Raw genomic sequence first — 15,682 nt, 5'->3', positions numbered from 1 at the left:
CCCGAAGATGTTCCGGACCGGGATTATGGCAGAGAACGGCGCGGGAGGGAAGGGGGTCTCGCGGGGAGGGAGGCATTGCCGGCGTTATTCGGTCTTCAGCACCTCGAGCACCTCCACGTGGGCGGCCTGCCAGGCCGGGTAGGCGCCCGCCGCCAGCCCGAGCAGAACCGATCCGGCCAGGGGGCCGAGGATCAGCAGCGGATCGTAGACGAGGGGCATGTCGCCGAGACGGTAGACGAGCAGCAGCAGGCCCATGGCGAGAATGACCCCGGCGGCCCCGCCGATGCCGGCCATCAGGCCCGCCTCGAACATGAACTGGCGGACGATGTCGCGGCGCCGCGCCCCGACCGCGCGGCGGATGCCGATCTCCAGGCGGCGCACCCGCACCAGGAGGACCATGATGGAGAGGATGCCGAGGCCGCCGACGGCGAAGGAGACGCTGGAGCTGATCAGACCGAGGGTCTGGACCAGGTCGAGGGCCTGCTGCTGCAGCTGCATGGTGTCCTGGGCGGTGAGCAGGCTGAAGTCGTCGGCCTGGCCCGGGCCCAGGCCGTGGCGGCGGCGAAGGATCTGCCGCGCTCCCTCCTTGGCCCCGGCGTAATCGCCCGGGCGCTCCAGCTGCAGGTAGACGCCGGTGATCCAGTCCTGGTTGGCGAAGCGCCGGATGTAGGTCGACAGGGGGACGAAGACCTGTTCGTCCTGGTCGGTGCCGGAGATATCGGCCCCCTTCGCCTCCATGACCCCGATCACCCGGGCGCTGGCCCGGAAGAAGAAGACCTGCCGCCCGATCGCCGCCTCGGGGCGGCCGAAGAGGCGCTCGGCGATTTTGCGCCCCAGCACGCAGACCCGGGCCCGGCTCGCCTCGTCCTCGGCGCTGAGGAAGCGTCCGAGTTCGGGCCGGAAGTTGCGGATCGCGGGGTAGTCGGGCCAGGTCGCCACGATGCGCGAGGGGATCTTGACGTCTCCGGCGCGGATCGGCATGGTCCGCTCCACGAAGGGCGCCCCCCGGCGCACCGAGGGCAGTCCGGCGGCGAGCGCCTTCGCGTCGCCGAGGGAAAAGGTCCGGGCCTCGTTGCGCACCCGGGCCGAGCCGGAGCGGCGGAAGCTGACCTGGCCGGTGCGCGCCACGAACAGGTTGGTCCCCAGCTTGGCCGTCTCGATCTCGGCCTTGCGGTGCATGGCCTCCGAGACGTGCTGGACCCCGGTCAGGGCGAGGGCGCCGAGCAGCACCCCGATCATCGCCAGAGCGGTGCGCAGGCGGTGGGTGCGCAGGGAGGAGAGGGCGATTTTGAGGCTGAGGGGCATGGCGGCCATTGTTTTTCGTGCCTCTTTGCTCTATTTTTCGCGGTCGGTTTCGGGGGCGCGTCTTTGTCCGGTGTCCGATGTTTTTCGCTTCCAGCTTCCAGCTTCCAGCTGGTTTCTATCCCTTCAGGACCTCGATGGGCGACAGGGCCGCGGCCTGGCGGGCGGGGCGCAGGCCGAAGACGACGCCGATGGCGATCGCGGCGAGGACCGAGAGGGAAAAGACCTTCCAGGAGAAGAGGATTTCCAGGATTCCGAGCCGGGCCAGCAGCTGTCCCATCGCCATGCCGATGGCCATGCCTGCGAGGGCCCCGACGAGGGTCAGGCAGACCGCTTCGGCCAGGATCTGGAACAGGATCGCCCCGTTTTTCGCCCCGAGCGCTTTCTTCAGGCCGATTTCGGTGCGCCGCTCGTTGACGCTCAGGTAGAAGAGGTTGGCCAGCACGAAGCCGCCGACCAGGATCGCCACCGCCGCGGTCACTCCCAGGAAGAGCACCAGGCCCCCCTTGAACATGGAGAGAAAGGCGAGGATCTCCTCGGCGGTGAGGATGGTGAAGTCGTCGTCCTGCCCGGGTTTCAATCCGTGCAGTTCGCGCAGCAGGCCGCGCAGGTTCTCTACGTGGAACTCCATGTTTTCCGGGGAGTGGAACTTGACCCGCAGCGCCCGGAAGTACTGGCGGTCGAGGTTGAAACGCTGGGTGAGGGTGGTGATGGGGAGGATGATGCGCTCGTCGATGGAGCCGCCGCCGCCGGAGAAGCCGCGGTAGGAGAGGCGGCCGACGATCTGCACCGGCAGCTTGTCGAGGTAGACGGTGCGGCCGACCGGGGAGGTGTCGCCGAAGAGCTCCCGGGCCGGACCGTCGCCGATCAGCCCCACCTTGGCCCCGCGGCGCACGTCTTCCTCCGAGAGGTCGCGCCCCTCGGCCAGGGGCCAGTTCCAGACCTCGGCGTAGCCGGCGGTGGCCCCCACCGCGAGCCGCAGCTGGAACTTGCGGTCGGCGTGGCGGGCGGTGATGTCGCCCTTGGCCCGCATCGGGACGACCAGGTAGGCCCCCGGCAGGGACTGGCGCAGGCGCTCGGCGTCGCTGTAGCTGAGGGTCAGCCTGCGCTGGCCGACGGCACGGCTGCGGATGTCGCCGCCGAGGACGAAGGCCGCGTCCGGGCCGAAAAACTCGACGATTTCGTAGGCCTTTCGCTCCGCCCCGTCGACGGAGGCGACGATGATGGTCAGCGAGGCGATGCCCAGGGCCACCCCGCTGATTACGAACAGGCTGCGCAGCTTGAAGGCCCAGACCGTGCGCAGGGCCATGCCGATCAGGCGCCAGCTCAGGCGCAGCAGCTCAAACGTTCTGGACGAGGCCGTCATTGAGATGGATCCTGCGCCCGGCGTAGGCGGCCGTTTCCTGGTCGTGGGTTACGAGGATGACGGTGCGCCCTGCTTCGTGGATCTGGGCAAAGAGGTTCATGATTTCGGTGCTGGTGGCGGTGTCGAGCTGCCCGGTCGGCTCGTCGGCGAGGAGCAGCCGGGGGTCGTTGACCAGGGCCCGGGCCATGGCCACCCTCTGTTGCTGGCCCCCGGAGAGCTGGCCCGGCTTGAAGTCGGTGCGGTCGGCCAGCCCGACCTGCCCCAGCAGCTCCTCCGCCCGGGCGCGCAGCCGGCGGGCCGGGGTTCCCCGGTAGACGCCGGGGAGCATGACGTTCTCCAGGGCGGAGATGTAGGGGATCAGGTAGAAGGTCTGAAAGATGAAGCCAATGGCCCGGTTGCGCAGGTCGCTGAGCTGCTCGTCGGGCAGGGCGGCCACGTCCTCGCCGTCGAGGAGGTAGGTCCCGGCGCTCGGCCGGTCGAGCAGCCCGAGGATGTGCATCAGGGTCGATTTGCCCGAGCCCGAGGTGCCCTGCAGGGCGATGAACTCGCCCGGCCGGATATCGAGGGAGATCCCCTTCAGCACCTCCACGTCGAGCTCCGCCTGCCGGAAGGTGCGGCGGATCCCTTCCAGGCGGATGACCGGGTCGCCGGGGCTCACCGCGATCCCTTTCTGGCGCTCTGCCGGGGCAGGTCGACCTGGGTGGCGACCTCGTCGCCTTCGGCCAGGCCTTCCAGCACCTCGCTGTGGGTCAGGCCGGCCAGTCCCAGTTTCGGGGAGACCTGGCGCACCGCGCCCCCCGCCTCCCCCACGAAGACGACCTGCCGGCCCTGCACCCACTTGAGGGCGGTGTTGGGCAGGCGCAGCACGTCCTTCTTCTCCTCGACCACGATCTGCACCTGGGTGGTCATCTCCGGGCGCAGGGCCTCGGCCTGCTCGGGGGTGATCTCGACCAGGGCCTGGTAGTAGACGATGTTGTCGCGGATCTCCGGCTCGGGGTAGATGGTGGCGACCGTCCCCTCGAAGGTCCGCTCCGGGTAGGCATCGACGGTGAACTCCACCTTCTGTCCGGTGAAGACCTGGCCCACGTCGGTCTCGTCGACATAGATCCACATCTCCAGCCGGGTCGGGTCGATGACCGTGATCAGGTTGGCCACCTGCAGGCCGGCGACGATCGTCTCCCCCTCCTGGGCGGCGACCTGGCTGACCGTCCCCCCGAGGGGGCTGCGGATGTCCGTGTAGGAGATGCGGACCTCGATGGCGGCAAGGGCGGCCTCGGCCTTTTCCACCGCCAGGCGGGCCTTTTTCCGCTCCTCGGCGACTTCCCGCCGCACCCGGTCGAGGGCCGCCTGCCGGGCCTCGACCCGCTTGGCCTCCACCCGGGCTTTCTGGCGGGCGTTCTCGAGCTCGTCCGCGGAGATGATCCGCTCGGCCAGGAGGCTTTCGAGGCGGCGATAGTTGGCGGAGAGGTAGTCGCCGGCCGCCCGGCTCTGCTCCAGCTCTGTCTCGGCCTCCCGGATGCGCAGGGGGGAGACCCCCTCGACCCGTTTCAGCTCGGCCCGGGCCGACTCGAGCCCGGCCCGCGCCTCGGCCTGCTGCGAGCGCAATTCGCGGCTGTCGATGCGGGCCACCAGCCGGCCGGCCTCTACCCGGTCGCCGACCTTGACCAGCATCCGCTCGATCGTTCCGGTGGCCCGCGCCCCGATCTTGACGATGCCCCCGACCTGGGACTTGATGATCCCGGTCTGTTCCAGAACCTTGCGAACCTGGCCCCGGGCGAGTGTTTCCGAGGCCAGGATCTCGACCCTGTCGTTGGGGTGGGCGGCCTTCCACCACAGCACCCCGCCGGCGGCCGCGGCGAGCAGGAGAATGGCGATGACGATTTTTTTGGTCAAGGGATGTGTGCTCCAAAGGGGTTGGCGATGGCCGGAGCCGTTGCCCGCAGGTCCGGGGTCGTCCTTTCGGGATGGCCGAATGACAGAAGATTAAACCAGTCTGATCGAAAAGGGAAAAGACTTTTTTCCGGCGAAGCCTTTTTCCGGCCCCTGCCGGCGACGTCCCGACAATCACCTAGCCGGTGTTGCGCAGTCCGGCGGCGATGCCGTTGATGGTGGCGGCGAGGACGTAGTCGAGCCCCTCGGACTCGCGCCCGCCGCGCTTGCGCCGCAGCAGCTCGATCTGGATCAGGCTCATGGGGTCGACGTACGGTTTGCGCAGGCGCAGCGAGCGGGCCAGGTCGGGGTCGGTCTCGAGCAGGCGCCCCTGGCCGGTGACCTCGAGGACCGCGCGGCGGGTGCGCTGCAGCTCGTCGACCAGCATCGCGAAGACCCGCTCCCGCAGGGCGGCGTCGGGCACCAGGGCGGCGTACTGGCGGGCCAGGGGGAGGTCGACCTTGGCCATTGCCATCTCCACGTTGCGCACCATGTCGAAGAAGAAGGGGAAGCGGCGCATCATGGTCCGCAGCAGTTCCCGTTCGGCCGCGCCCCGCCCCGCGTAAGCCTCGAAGGCGGTGCCGATGCCGAACCAGGCCGGGACGAGGAGGCGGCTCTGGATCCAGCCGAAGCCCCAGGGGATGGCCCGCAGGTCGTCGAGGCCCTGGCTCTCCTTGCGGCGCGAGGGGCGCGAGCCGATCTTGGCGAGTTCGAACTCGAGGACCGGGGTCGATTGCTCGAAGTAGGGAAGGATGTCGGGGTTCTCGGCGATCTTCTCCCGGTAGCAGGCGAAGGCGATCTTCGACATCTCCTCCAGGGCCTCCTCCCAGGCGGCCTCGGCGCTCGTTTCGACCAGGCCGGTGCAGGCCAGGGCCTCGAGGGAGGCGGAGACCATCAGTTCCAGGTTGCGCCGGGCGAGGGCCGGGTCCGAGTACTTGTAATTGATGACCTCGCCCTGCTCGGTGAGCTTGAAGGCGCCGGTGAAGGCGCCGGCCGGCTGGGCGACGATGGCCCGGTGGGTCGGCCCGCCGCCGCGGCCGACGGTGCCGCCGCGGCCGTGGAAGAGGCGCAGCTTGACCCCGCATGCGTCGGCCACCTCGTGCAGGGCGCGGTGGGCCTTGTAGATCTCCCAGGAACTGGTGAGCATGCCGCCGTCCTTGTTGGAGTCGGAGTAGCCGAGCATCACCTCCTGCCAGCGTCCCCAGGAATCGAGGTAGGGGGCGTACTCGGCGTTGGACCAGAGGGTGCGGCAGATTTCGGGGGCGTTCCTCAGGTCGGCGATCGACTCGAAGAGGGGCACAGGCATGAGCCCCGGGTCGCCGACCTCCTGGCGCCCGGCCACGGCGATGCCGCACAGCTCCATCAGCCAGACCAGGGAGAGGACGTCCTGCACCGAGGAGGCGCCGCTGATGACGTAGCTGCGCAGCGCCTCGGGGGGGGACTCCCGTTTCAGACCGGCGATGGCCCGCAGGGTCTCGAGCAGCTCGGCGGTCTGCGCCGAGGGGGGAGGGGGGAGGGGGTCGGCGGGCCGGGCGGCGTGGCCGGCGCCGGCGGAGAGCTCCCGGACGGCCTCTTCGTGGACCCTGGCGTGCTGGCGGATGTCGAGGGCGTGCAGGTGAAAGCCGAAGGTGGCGACCCGGCGCAGCAGGGGGTCGACGAGGCGCCGGGCGATGCGCACCCCGCCCCCGGAGCGCAGGCTCCGGCTGACGATTTCGAGGTCAAGGCGGAAGGCGGCCGCGGAGGGGTAGGCCTGGGGGTCGTCCGGCCCCAGCAGGGTGCGGCGCAGCCGGTGGCGCATGCAGGTCAGGAAGCGCCGGTAGGGCTCGCACTCGGGCAGGCTCTCCACCTCGCGGGCGAGTTCGGCCGGGCCGGCGGTGGCGGCTCTCAGGGCCTGGCGGAGTTCGGCCGAGGCGACGCCCCGGCAGGTGGAGGGGGTGAGAAGGCGCCGCAGCTTCTCGAGCGTCTCCAGGTAGTCGGAGAGGACCAGTTCCCGGGCCATCTGCAGGGCGCCCCGGGTGGTTTCCGCGGTGACGTGGGGGTTGCCGTCGCGGTCGCCGCCGATCCAGGAGCCGAAGCGGACCACCGTCGGCAGCTCCGTCGGATCGAGGTCGAGGCCGTACACCTGCCGGAAGTCCCGGGCGATCTCCTCGTAGAAGGGGGCCAGGGGGGGAAGGAGGGAGCCGGGATAGTGGTCGAGGCCCATGACGATCTCGTCGCGGACGGTCGGCTTGCGGCGGCGGACCTCGTCGGTCTGCCACAGGGCGGTGATCTCGGCGAGGATCGCCTCCTGGCTCTCGGCCGCCCCGTCGTCGTTGATGGGGAGCTGGTCGAGCCTGTCCAGTTCGGCGGCGATGCGGCGGCGCTTGAACTGCACCACGCGCCGGGCGACCTCGGTGGGGTGGGCGGTGAAGACCGGGACGGCCTCCACCTGCGCGAGGATCTCCAGGGCCGCCGGGGCGTCGATGCCGGCGTCGCGCATGCGGGCCAGGGTGGCGCGCAGGGTTCCCGGCTTGTCCGGGTCGGCGCAGATGCGGTGGGCGCGGCTGCGGCGCTTGCGGTGGACCGTCTCGGCCAGGTTGGTGAGTTCGAAGAATGTGGCGAAGGCCTTGGTGACCAGGTAGGCATCGGCGTCGCCCATGGCGGAGATGATTTCCGCCGCCTGGCGCATCAGCTCCCCCTCGGCGGGGTTTTCCGGCTCCGGTCCCTGCCCGGCGCTTTCCAGCTCCCGGTGGCGGATGGCCAGGTGCCGCAGTTCCTCCTCGGCGTCGAACACGTCCTGGCCCGCCTGCTCCCTGATCACCTGGCCGAGGAGCTTGCCCAGGGAACGCACGTCCCGCCGCAGCGGCAGTTCCTTGAGCTCCGGGTCGGCACTGGTCAGCTCGCGGAGTCTTTCGGCCTGGTCGGCCGCCTTCCAGAACAGCTCCAATGTGTCCATAGGGGGTCCCTTCTTGCCCGCCCCTCCCGTCCTGGCGGCAAGGGGGAGACTGAGTTGAAACGTTTCAATGTTTGTGCCGCTTGTTTAAAGAGTATAAAGTGGTCTTGAAATATCAAATCTTTCCGGCCATGCGGGCCTCCGGAAATCTGCGGGAAAGGTCGCTGGCGGGTTTCGGTCGGATCGGCTAGAATTGTATCATTCAAATATCCCTGGGGTCGGCGCAATGCCGGCCGACATGCTCTGTCCCGTGGAGGTAAAGGCCCATGAAGAAAGCTCTGCTCGCGGTGTTCGTTCTCGCCCTGCTGGCCGGCGCCGTCGCTCTCATTTACTTCGACCCCCTCTACCGGGGCCCGGAAAAAGAGACCCCCCCCGTCGTCGAGGAGCAGCCCCCGCAGGAAGAGAAGGCGCCGCCGGTGCGCTATGCCGTTGAGGAACCTTTGCCCCCGGCGGCCCCTTCGTTCTCGGAGGAGGCAGCTCCGCCGCCCCCGCAGGAGCGGCCGGAGACCTTTCAGGAGGGGCTCGCCGCCCTCTTCGGCCAGAAAACGCTCCGCGACCTGTTCCACCTGGATCACTTCATCGAGCGCTTCGTGGTCACCGTGGACAATGTTTTGGCCAGCCAGGTGCCGCGCAAATTCCTTCCGCTCCAGGCGCCGAAGGGGCGTTTCCTGGTCTCGGGAGGGGAGGGGGACGAAATCGTCAGCCCCTACAACTACCGGCGCTACGCCCCCTACGTCCGGATCGCCGAAGCCCTCGATGCGGAAAAGGCCGTGGCCCTCTACGTCCGGTTCTACCCCCGTTTCCAGAAGGCCTACCGGGAGATGGGATATACCTCGGGCCATTTCAACGACCGGTTGACCGAGGTGCTCGATCACCTGCTGGCAACCCCGGAGGTCGAGGAGCCGATCCGGCTGGTCCGGCCCCGGGTCCTCCACGAGTACGCCGACCCCGAACTGGAGGCTCTCTCCGGGGGGCAGAAAGCCCTCATCCGGACCGGCAGCGAGAACGCCGCCGCGCTCAAGGCGAAGCTTCGGCAGATCAGGGCCGAACTGCTCGAACGGACCGCTTCGTCCCGCATTCGCAGGGATTGACCCTCTCCCGTCAGCCGAACACCTTGCTCTCCTGCTCCAGCACCCGGATAAAGGTGGTGCGCTTGGTCAGCTCCTTCAGGGCCCCGGCCCCCACGTAGGTGCAGGCCGAGCGCACCCCGCCGAGGATGTCCCTGATCGTCTCCTCGATCGGCCCGCGGTAGGGAACCTCCACCGTCTTGCCCTCGGAGGAGCGGTACTCGGCCACCCCCCCGGCGTGCTTCTTCATGGCCGTCGTCGAACTCATGCCGTAGAAGAGCTTGAACTTCTGGCCGTTCCGCTCCACCACCTGGCCGCCGCTCTCGTCGTGGCCGGCGAGCATGCCGCCGAGCATGACGAAGTCCGCCCCCCCGCCGAAGGCCTTGACCACGTCCCCGGCGCAGTCGCAGCCCCCGTCGGAGATGATCCGCCCGCCGAGGCCGTGGGCCGCGTCGGCGCACTCGATGACCGCCGAGAGCTGCGGGTAGCCGACCCCGGTCTTCACCCGGGTGGTGCAGACCGAGCCCGGCCCGATCCCCACCTTGACGATGTCGGCCCCGTAGAGGAGCAGCTCCTCCACCATCTCGCCGGTGACCACGTTGCCGGCCACGATCGTCTTCTCCGCAAAGGCGCCGCGCACCTTCTGCACGAACTCGACAAAGGCCTCCGCGTAGCCGTTGGCCACGTCGATGCAGATGAACTCAAGCAGGGGGTGTTTCTCCAGGATCTTGGACAGGCGGGCGAAATCGTCTTTCGACGTGCCGGTGCTGACCATGATCCGCTGATAGATGCCGTCCTCCCGGCCATTCAGAAAGGCGGCCCAGTCCTGGAGGCCGTAGTGCTTGTGAATGGCGGTCAGCAGGCCGTGCCGGGCCAGCACCTCGGCCGCCTCGAAGGTGCCGACCGTGTCCATGTTGGCGGCGATCACCGGCACCCCGCTCCATTGCCTCTTGCTGTGCATAAAGGTGAAGGTCCGCTCCAGGGCCACCTCGACCCGGCTCTTGATGGTCGATCGCTTGGGGCGGATCAGGACGTCCTTGAAGCCCAGCTTCAGGTCGGTTTCGACGCGCATGGGGCGCTCCTTTCGGTTGTGCCGGGGGAAGACGCGAGCCTGCCCCAATAGTGTAGCAGGTCCCCCGGCGGCCTCCGGTTCCGGCGGGGCAAAACGAAGGGAACTTTTACCCGAACACAGGTTCAGGCCCTAAATTATGGTTCTCCTGGATTTTTCGGGGACCCCCCTTTGGGAAGGGGGGACAAGGGGGAAAGGAGGTGCCTCCCCCGGGTCCGTTTTCCGCCAGAGGCTGCAACACCGGCGGGTCTCGCCCCGCCAGGCGAGTTACCTTTCTTGGTCGGCCAAGAAAGGTAACCCCAAAGAAGGCCGCCCCGCTCCTTGCCCTGCGGGTCCCCTCCGCTGCGCAGATGAATTCGGCGCGGACGAAAACTTGCCTTCGGCTTCGGACATTCGTCCGCGTCTTTCCGAATTCATCCACTCCGCTCCGACTGCGTCACAGGGGGGGCAGTGTCTCCCCGGAATTCCCGGATGAATCGGAATTATCCCCTCACCCCGATCCTCTCCCGTCAAGGGAGAGGGAGAATCTGGTCCGGAAGTGGTCTGAGTCAGGATCTTTTGCTTCGGTTATCGGTCCGCCGGGGCGGGGAAAGGTTGCTATACTTATTAAAAGCCGGGCCGCCGCCCGCTGCCGGAGCCGCCGAATGAAAGATGCCGACGCCCAAGGACCGGTCCTCATCGTCGAGGACGACCGCAACACCGCCGCCCTGGTGGCCACCTACCTGGAGAGGGAGGGGTTCCGGACGCTCGCCGCCGGCGACGGGGAGCAGGCCCTGCTGATGGCGCGCCGGCACCGCCCGCTCATCGTGATCCTCGACGTGATGCTCCCCCGGGTCGACGGCTGGGAGGTCTGCCGGCGCCTGAGGGGGGAGTCGGACGTCCCCATCCTGATGCTGACCGCCCGCGAGGAGGAGGTCGACCGGGTCCTGGGGCTGTCCCTCGGGGCGGACGACTACGTGGTCAAGCCCTTCAGCCCCCGGGAGCTTGTGGAGCGGGTCAAGGCGATCCTGCGCCGGGCCCGGCCCGCCCCTCCGGCGGCCGGCGCGCCCCTCGTCCACGGCGCCCTGCGGCTCGACCCCGAAAAGCACAAGGTGACCCTGGAGGGGCGGCCGGTGGAGCTGACGGCCTCCGAGTTCAAGCTCCTCTTCGCCCTGATGAGCGCCCCGGGGCGGGTCTTTTCCCGGGACGAGCTGCTGGGCCGCTTTTACCGGCACGGCGAGGCGGTCGTCGACCGGGTCATCGACGTCCACATCGGCAAGCTCCGCCAGAAGATCGAACCGAACCCGGCCGAGCCCCGCTACATCGTCACGGTGCGCGGCTTCGGCTACCGCTTCGCCGAGGAGGAGGGGGAGTGAGGCGCCGCCTGCTGTGGAAGCTGCTGCTGGTCAACATCGTGCCGGTGATCGGGGTCATCGTCCTGGTGATCTGGCTCGCCATCGACCAGCTGGCGGCCGACTACTTCATGGCCCTGATGACCAAGTACGACGTCTCGCCGACCGACACCCACCAGATGTTCCTGGACGCCGTCCACCGCTACCTGATCTGGGCCACCCTGGCCGCCCTCGCCCTGGCCCTGCTGCTGAGCTATCTCCTCACCAGCCGGGTGCTGCGCCCCCTCTCCCAGATGGTCGCCGCCACCCGGGAGGTGGCCGCCGGCAACTTCTCGCCCCGGGTGCAGATCGCCTCGCGGGACGAGGTCGGCCAGTTCGGGGAGGCCTTCAACCGCATGGCCGACAGCCTGGAACGGGTGGAGGGGCTGCGCAAGACCATGGTGGCCGACGTCGCCCACGAGCTGCGCACCCCGCTGACCAACCTGCGGGGCTACCTCGAGGGGCTGAGCGACGAGGTGATTCCCCCGTCCAAGGCGACTTTCGAAATGCTGCAGGATGAGATCCTGCGCCTGGTGCACCTGGTCGACAACCTGCAGCAGTTGGCCCGGGCCGATGCCGCGCGGGCCTACCTGGACCGCCGGGCCTTCGCCCTGCACGAGGCGGTCGAGCAGATGCTGGGCCTGTACGGCCCCAACTTCCGGGCCAAGGGGATCTCCGTCGAGACCCGGTTCGCGCCGGGGACCGGGGCGGTGACCGCCGACCGGGACAAGGTGCTGCAGGCGGTGCGTAACCTGGTCGAGAACGCCCTCAAGTACACCCCCGCGGGGGGCCGCGTCGCCGTGAGCGCCGAACGCGTCTCCGGGGGCATCCGGGTGGTCTTCGCCAACACGGGGGAGGGGATCGCCGAGGCGGACCTGCCCCACGTCTTCGAGCGCTTTTACCGCGCCGACCGNCCGTTCGCGCTCCCGGGAGGCCGGCGGGGCCGGCATCGGCCTGGCCATCGTCAAGGAGCTGGTCGAGGCCCACGGCGGGCGGGTCGGGGCGGAAAGCTCCGGAGAGGAGACGCAGGTGTGGTTCGTCCTGCCCGACTGAAGCCTGTCCCGCAGAGATAGATAAGTTCACCCGCTCTTTTCGGGGAATTGAAAAACATCCCCTGTGACGCAGCCGGAGCGGCGAAACCCGCCGGTATTGACGGTTCTGGGGAAAAAAGGACCGAGGGCCTGGGGCCGGAAAATTCGTTCTTTACCGGATCTTTACACGCCCTTTATCCTCCCCTTAAATCCCTTTGCTAGGGTGTGGTCAAAGCCAAGGCGCCCCGAGGGAGCGCCGCAGGGGAAAGGGAAAAGGATGAAACGACTTGCCGTCGTACTGGCGATCCTGCTGCTGGGGCTGGTTTCGGCCCCTTCGGCCATGGCCGATAGGGACCTGGAGCCGGGCAGCGCCGCGGTCACCTTCGTGGTGCGCTGATGGGACGTCGGCGCAGCCGCCCTGGAGGGGCGGCCCGGCATCCTTTCGGTGCAAAAGGGGTGGCGCGGAGCCAGCGAGGTCAACCGCGTCGTCTACGATCCTCGACAGGTCACGGTGGAGCAGATGGAAGATTGGCTGCGCCAGTCCGGGACTTACATCCGGACGGTGCCCGGGGCGCATCCGGGCGATACGAACGGGGAGGAATAAAAATGAAAAAGATCGGCTTGTTCGCGGCACTGCTGGCGGGCGCGCTCTTTGCCGCAACCGGCGCCATCGGCGCGGGGAAGGCGGAGCCGGGCGCGGCATCCGCCCAGTTGAAGGTCTTTTCCGTCGAAGAGGGGAGATACGTCATGACCGACAAGGTGGACCACAGCAAAGAGGAGTGGCGCAAAATCCTGACCCCCGAACAGTTCCACATCCTGCGCGAGCACGGGACCGAGCGGGCCTTTACCGGCGCCCTCCTGAAGACCGGCGGCCACGGCGTCTACCGCTGCGCCGGCTGCGGCCTCGACCTGTTCGGCTCCGAGACCAAGTACGACTCGGGCACCGGCTGGCCGAGCTTCCACTCCCCGGTGGCAGCGGAGAACATCGGCACCTCGAAAGACCGCGGCTTCTTCACCGTGCGCACCGAGGTCCACTGCATCCGCTGCGGCGGGCACCTCGGTCACGTCTTCGACGACGGTCCCGAACCGACAGGGCTGCGCTACTGCATCAACTCGGCGGCCTTGACCTTCGCGGCGGTTGAATAGAACCGTAGACGCGGGAGACGACCATGAAAACGATCCTGACAATATTGAGCGTTCTGCTGGCGCTCGGCGCCGGCCCGGCCGCCGCCCAGGGCGAGAGCGGGATGGACATGATGGCCGCAGAACCTGCGGTGCTGGAGAAAGCGATCTTCGCCGGGGGCTGCTTCTGGTGCATGGAGCCCCCCTTCGAGAAGCTGGCGGGGGTGGTCTCGGCGACCTCGGGCTACTGCGGCGGCCCGGAGGTCAACCCTTCCTACAAGGAGGTCTCCTCCGGACGGACCGGCCACGCCGAGGCGGTGGAGATCGTCTACGACCCGAGTCAGGTGAGCTACGCCGAGCTGCTCGAGGTCTTCTGGAGGAACATCGACCCGACCGACGGCGGCGGCCAGTTCGTCGACCGCGGCAGCCAGTACCGCTCCGCCGTCTTCACCCTCGACGAAGAGCAGAAGCGGCTGGCCGAGGCGTCGAAGGGCAGGCTGGAAGAGACGGGCCCCTTCGACGGGCCGATCGTGACCGGGATCGTTCCGGCGACGGCCTTCTATCCGGCCGAGGAGTACCACCAGGACTACTACAAGAAGAACCCGTTGCGTTACAAGTACTACCGTTACGGCTCGGGGCGCGACCGGTTCCTGGACAAGGTCTGGGGAAAGGAGAGGGGCAGGTAATCGGGGAGATTGGAAACGCGAAGGGCGAAAAGGGCCCGGGGTCGCTGTGGACTCCGGGCCCTTTTTTGTTCGGTGGAATGTAAAGGTCCCTTCTGGGGGGGGCGGTGGCTAGCTGGGCCTGGAAGGGCAAGGGGTCTTTTTTATTGAAGTTTTCGGAAGGCTGGCGTATAAGGTTAGAGTGTTTGAATAAGTGTCCGGGTGGGAGGCTGTTTCTAGATATAGAGACTCTGTATAATCAACTGTTAGCCTTCGTAAAGATAAGGATACCATCCCTTGAAACAGCCACTCTCATACCAAACACTGCCGTGCAGTTGCTGGGTGACAACAGTCATAAACGGATTGCTTTTTTTATATGGTGATAAAAATAAAATACCCAGCCTAGTCTTAAGATTACTCCATACAGTTCTGACCGATGATGGCGTCGATAACTGTAATTCATCTAAAGCAGATTGGGAAATAGTATTGGAAGCTGTTAGTAAAAAATGCAATATGGAGATAAAAACATACAAAAAGGAAGCCGTGCAAGAAAACGTAAAAAAAACTGATTTTAGAAATTATATCGTTATTTGTGATATTAGCGCAGGAACTCACACGATTTTGTTAACTAGTCGGTCTGGTGACTGGTACTTTGGATTTGATCCTGATTGGGATCAGTCAAGGGGTATGAATAAAGAAAATACTGAATATGAATTTTTCCCTCAAGTAAAAAAGAATTTGGAAGGGCGCATCAATTTTAGAGTTCACAAAGACCACCTATTCAATATGAAGTCAACAAAAAATAGAGTCTTGTCAATGGGAGCTGTCTCTCAAAGAAGCATTTCTATAATTTCGAAAACAATCATTAAAAGGGCTAACGAGAATTCCAAGAGTACAGATGGAACAGAGGCGCTTCCCGAATAGGTTCTGTTAGGCTGTTCTGAGTAGGTTGTAGCTTAAATCAATCCGTTATGTTTAAAAAATTATGAATATCCAAACCTACATCAACGATGTTTCCTTAAACTGGGAAAAATTCGAATATGAATCGAGGGTCGGTGACATTATTCCATTCCCTTTTGAAATAAGATCTCGAGAGTTACTAGCCTACGCAAATAGAGATCTGGAAACAGAAGACAAGCGTGGTCTCATCGGAGCTCTGAAAAACACAAAAAGTGCTATTGACTGTCAAGTAGACTCAATATTGAAAGTTCTTGGACTCAAAAAAGGCAGGAACTTTCCACAAAAAGCAGGGCAAATCAATCAACTTGGTCTTCTTGCTCCACGAGTGCTAAAAAGAATTGTCACAATGAGAAATCAACTTGAACACGATTTTGCCCTACCAGAAAGAAATCAAGTTGAAGACGCGGTAGATATTGCTACTTTATTTATCGAAATTACTGATAGAGTTTTCAGAATGTTCGACGTGGAGTTTGTCCTTGGTGAGTTGAAGCACAACCCCATATTGGACCTAGACAAAGGAAGGTACCTTCACTTTGTTTTTAACAAAGATAATCCAAGTTACCTCGTTACAGGTAAATCAGAAGGCAAAGAGCTATTTACTGAAAAAGTACAAAGTAGTTCAGGTCTTTATGTTCCAATACTCAAAATGTCCATTCTGTGCGACCTGAATTATTGGACTGAAGATTATGAGAAGTCTATCGAGGAATTTTTCAATATCGCGAAGTGAAAATAAACATAACCATGCAATCAAGCGGATGGAAAAAATCGAATTTGGGGTCAGATACTTTCTTAACAACTTCGTGTCAAGACCCTGCTTGCTCCGGTGACCGAGCCGCTACCAACCTGGTTCCCCCCGTTGCATCAAAGGGCTC

General features: G+C 65.2%; 13 protein-coding genes and 2 pseudogenes. 9 read left to right on the top strand and 6 right to left on the bottom strand.

Annotated features, from left to right (window positions below):
- Positions 1-84 precede the first annotated feature (84 nt).
- The 5 genes from C0617_RS10050 to ppc all read right to left on the bottom strand — a co-directional run bounded on the left by C0617_RS10050 (position 85) and on the right by ppc (position 7,532).
- Positions 85-1,305 carry an ABC transporter permease gene (locus C0617_RS10050; RefSeq protein WP_363324349.1) on the bottom strand — a complete coding sequence of 407 codons (1,221 nt, stop codon included), beginning with the start codon at positions 1,303-1,305 and terminating at the stop codon, positions 85-87.
- A gap of 115 nt (positions 1,306-1,420) precedes the next feature.
- Positions 1,421-2,668: an ABC transporter permease gene (locus C0617_RS10045; protein WP_291316892.1), complete on the bottom strand. Its 1,248-nt coding sequence runs from the start codon at positions 2,666-2,668 to the stop codon at positions 1,421-1,423.
- Positions 2,643-3,326, bottom strand: coding sequence for an ABC transporter ATP-binding protein (locus C0617_RS10040; RefSeq protein WP_291316891.1), 684 nt, complete (start codon positions 3,324-3,326; stop codon positions 2,643-2,645). The genes C0617_RS10045 and C0617_RS10040 overlap by 26 nt, the downstream gene beginning before the upstream one ends.
- Positions 3,323-4,561, bottom strand: a complete 1,239-nt coding sequence (locus tag C0617_RS10035) for an efflux RND transporter periplasmic adaptor subunit (RefSeq protein ID WP_291316890.1) — start codon at positions 4,559-4,561, stop codon at positions 3,323-3,325. Before C0617_RS10035 ends, C0617_RS10040 begins: the two co-directional genes overlap by 4 nt.
- Before the next feature lie 175 nt (positions 4,562-4,736).
- Entirely contained in the window at positions 4,737-7,532 is a 2,796-nt protein-coding gene (ppc, locus tag C0617_RS10030) for a phosphoenolpyruvate carboxylase (RefSeq protein WP_291316889.1), read from the bottom strand.
- A 263-nt stretch (positions 7,533-7,795) separates the two neighbouring features.
- On the opposite strand from ppc, the gene C0617_RS10025 reads away from it, so the two are divergent.
- Positions 7,796-8,620, top strand: coding sequence for a DUF3014 domain-containing protein (locus tag C0617_RS10025; protein ID WP_291316888.1), 825 nt, complete (start codon positions 7,796-7,798; stop codon positions 8,618-8,620).
- A gap of 10 nt (positions 8,621-8,630) precedes the next feature.
- On the opposite strand, the gene C0617_RS10020 is transcribed toward C0617_RS10025, so the two are convergent.
- The gene (locus tag C0617_RS10020) at positions 8,631-9,668 is read right to left on the bottom strand and encodes a GMP reductase (RefSeq protein WP_291316887.1); all 1,038 of its coding nucleotides are present in this window, start codon (positions 9,666-9,668) and stop codon (positions 8,631-8,633) included.
- Between the two features lie 641 nt (positions 9,669-10,309).
- Between C0617_RS10020 and C0617_RS10015 the strand changes: the two genes are divergently transcribed.
- From C0617_RS10015 to C0617_RS09990, 8 genes and pseudogenes are all read left to right on the top strand, one after another.
- The gene (locus C0617_RS10015) at positions 10,310-11,020 is read left to right on the top strand and encodes a response regulator transcription factor (RefSeq protein WP_291316886.1); all 711 of its coding nucleotides are present in this window, start codon (positions 10,310-10,312) and stop codon (positions 11,018-11,020) included.
- A 107-nt stretch (positions 11,021-11,127) separates the two neighbouring features.
- A pseudogene (locus C0617_RS17135) lies at positions 11,128-11,948 on the top strand (histidine kinase dimerization/phospho-acceptor domain-containing protein); the annotation flags it as partial.
- A gap of 1 nt (position 11,949) precedes the next feature.
- Positions 11,950-12,088, top strand: a pseudogene (locus C0617_RS17130) (ATP-binding protein); the annotation flags it as partial.
- Positions 12,089-12,511: 423 nt separating this feature from the next.
- A complete protein-coding gene (locus C0617_RS10010) occupies positions 12,512-12,670 on the top strand; it encodes a hypothetical protein (RefSeq protein ID WP_291316885.1) in 159 nt (52 codons plus the stop codon).
- A 2-nt stretch (positions 12,671-12,672) separates the two neighbouring features.
- Positions 12,673-13,212 (top strand): peptide-methionine (R)-S-oxide reductase MsrB, encoded by a 540-nt coding sequence (gene msrB, locus C0617_RS10005; protein WP_291316884.1) that lies wholly within the window; start codon positions 12,673-12,675, stop codon positions 13,210-13,212.
- A 23-nt stretch (positions 13,213-13,235) separates the two neighbouring features.
- The gene (msrA, locus tag C0617_RS10000; RefSeq protein WP_291316883.1) at positions 13,236-13,874 is read left to right on the top strand and encodes a peptide-methionine (S)-S-oxide reductase MsrA; all 639 of its coding nucleotides are present in this window, start codon (positions 13,236-13,238) and stop codon (positions 13,872-13,874) included.
- A 273-nt stretch (positions 13,875-14,147) separates the two neighbouring features.
- Complete coding sequence (locus C0617_RS09995) at positions 14,148-14,774, top strand: hypothetical protein (protein WP_291316882.1); 627 nt, start codon at positions 14,148-14,150, stop codon at positions 14,772-14,774.
- A gap of 61 nt (positions 14,775-14,835) precedes the next feature.
- Complete coding sequence (locus tag C0617_RS09990; RefSeq protein ID WP_291316881.1) at positions 14,836-15,537, top strand: hypothetical protein; 702 nt, start codon at positions 14,836-14,838, stop codon at positions 15,535-15,537.
- The last annotated feature ends 145 nt before the right edge of the window (positions 15,538-15,682 follow it).

Origin of the sequence: Desulfuromonas sp. (assembly GCF_002868845.1) — a bacterium.
Taxonomy (GTDB): Bacteria; Desulfobacterota; Desulfuromonadia; order Desulfuromonadales; family BM501; genus BM501.
This window is presented reverse-complemented; position numbering and strand designations above follow the sequence as displayed.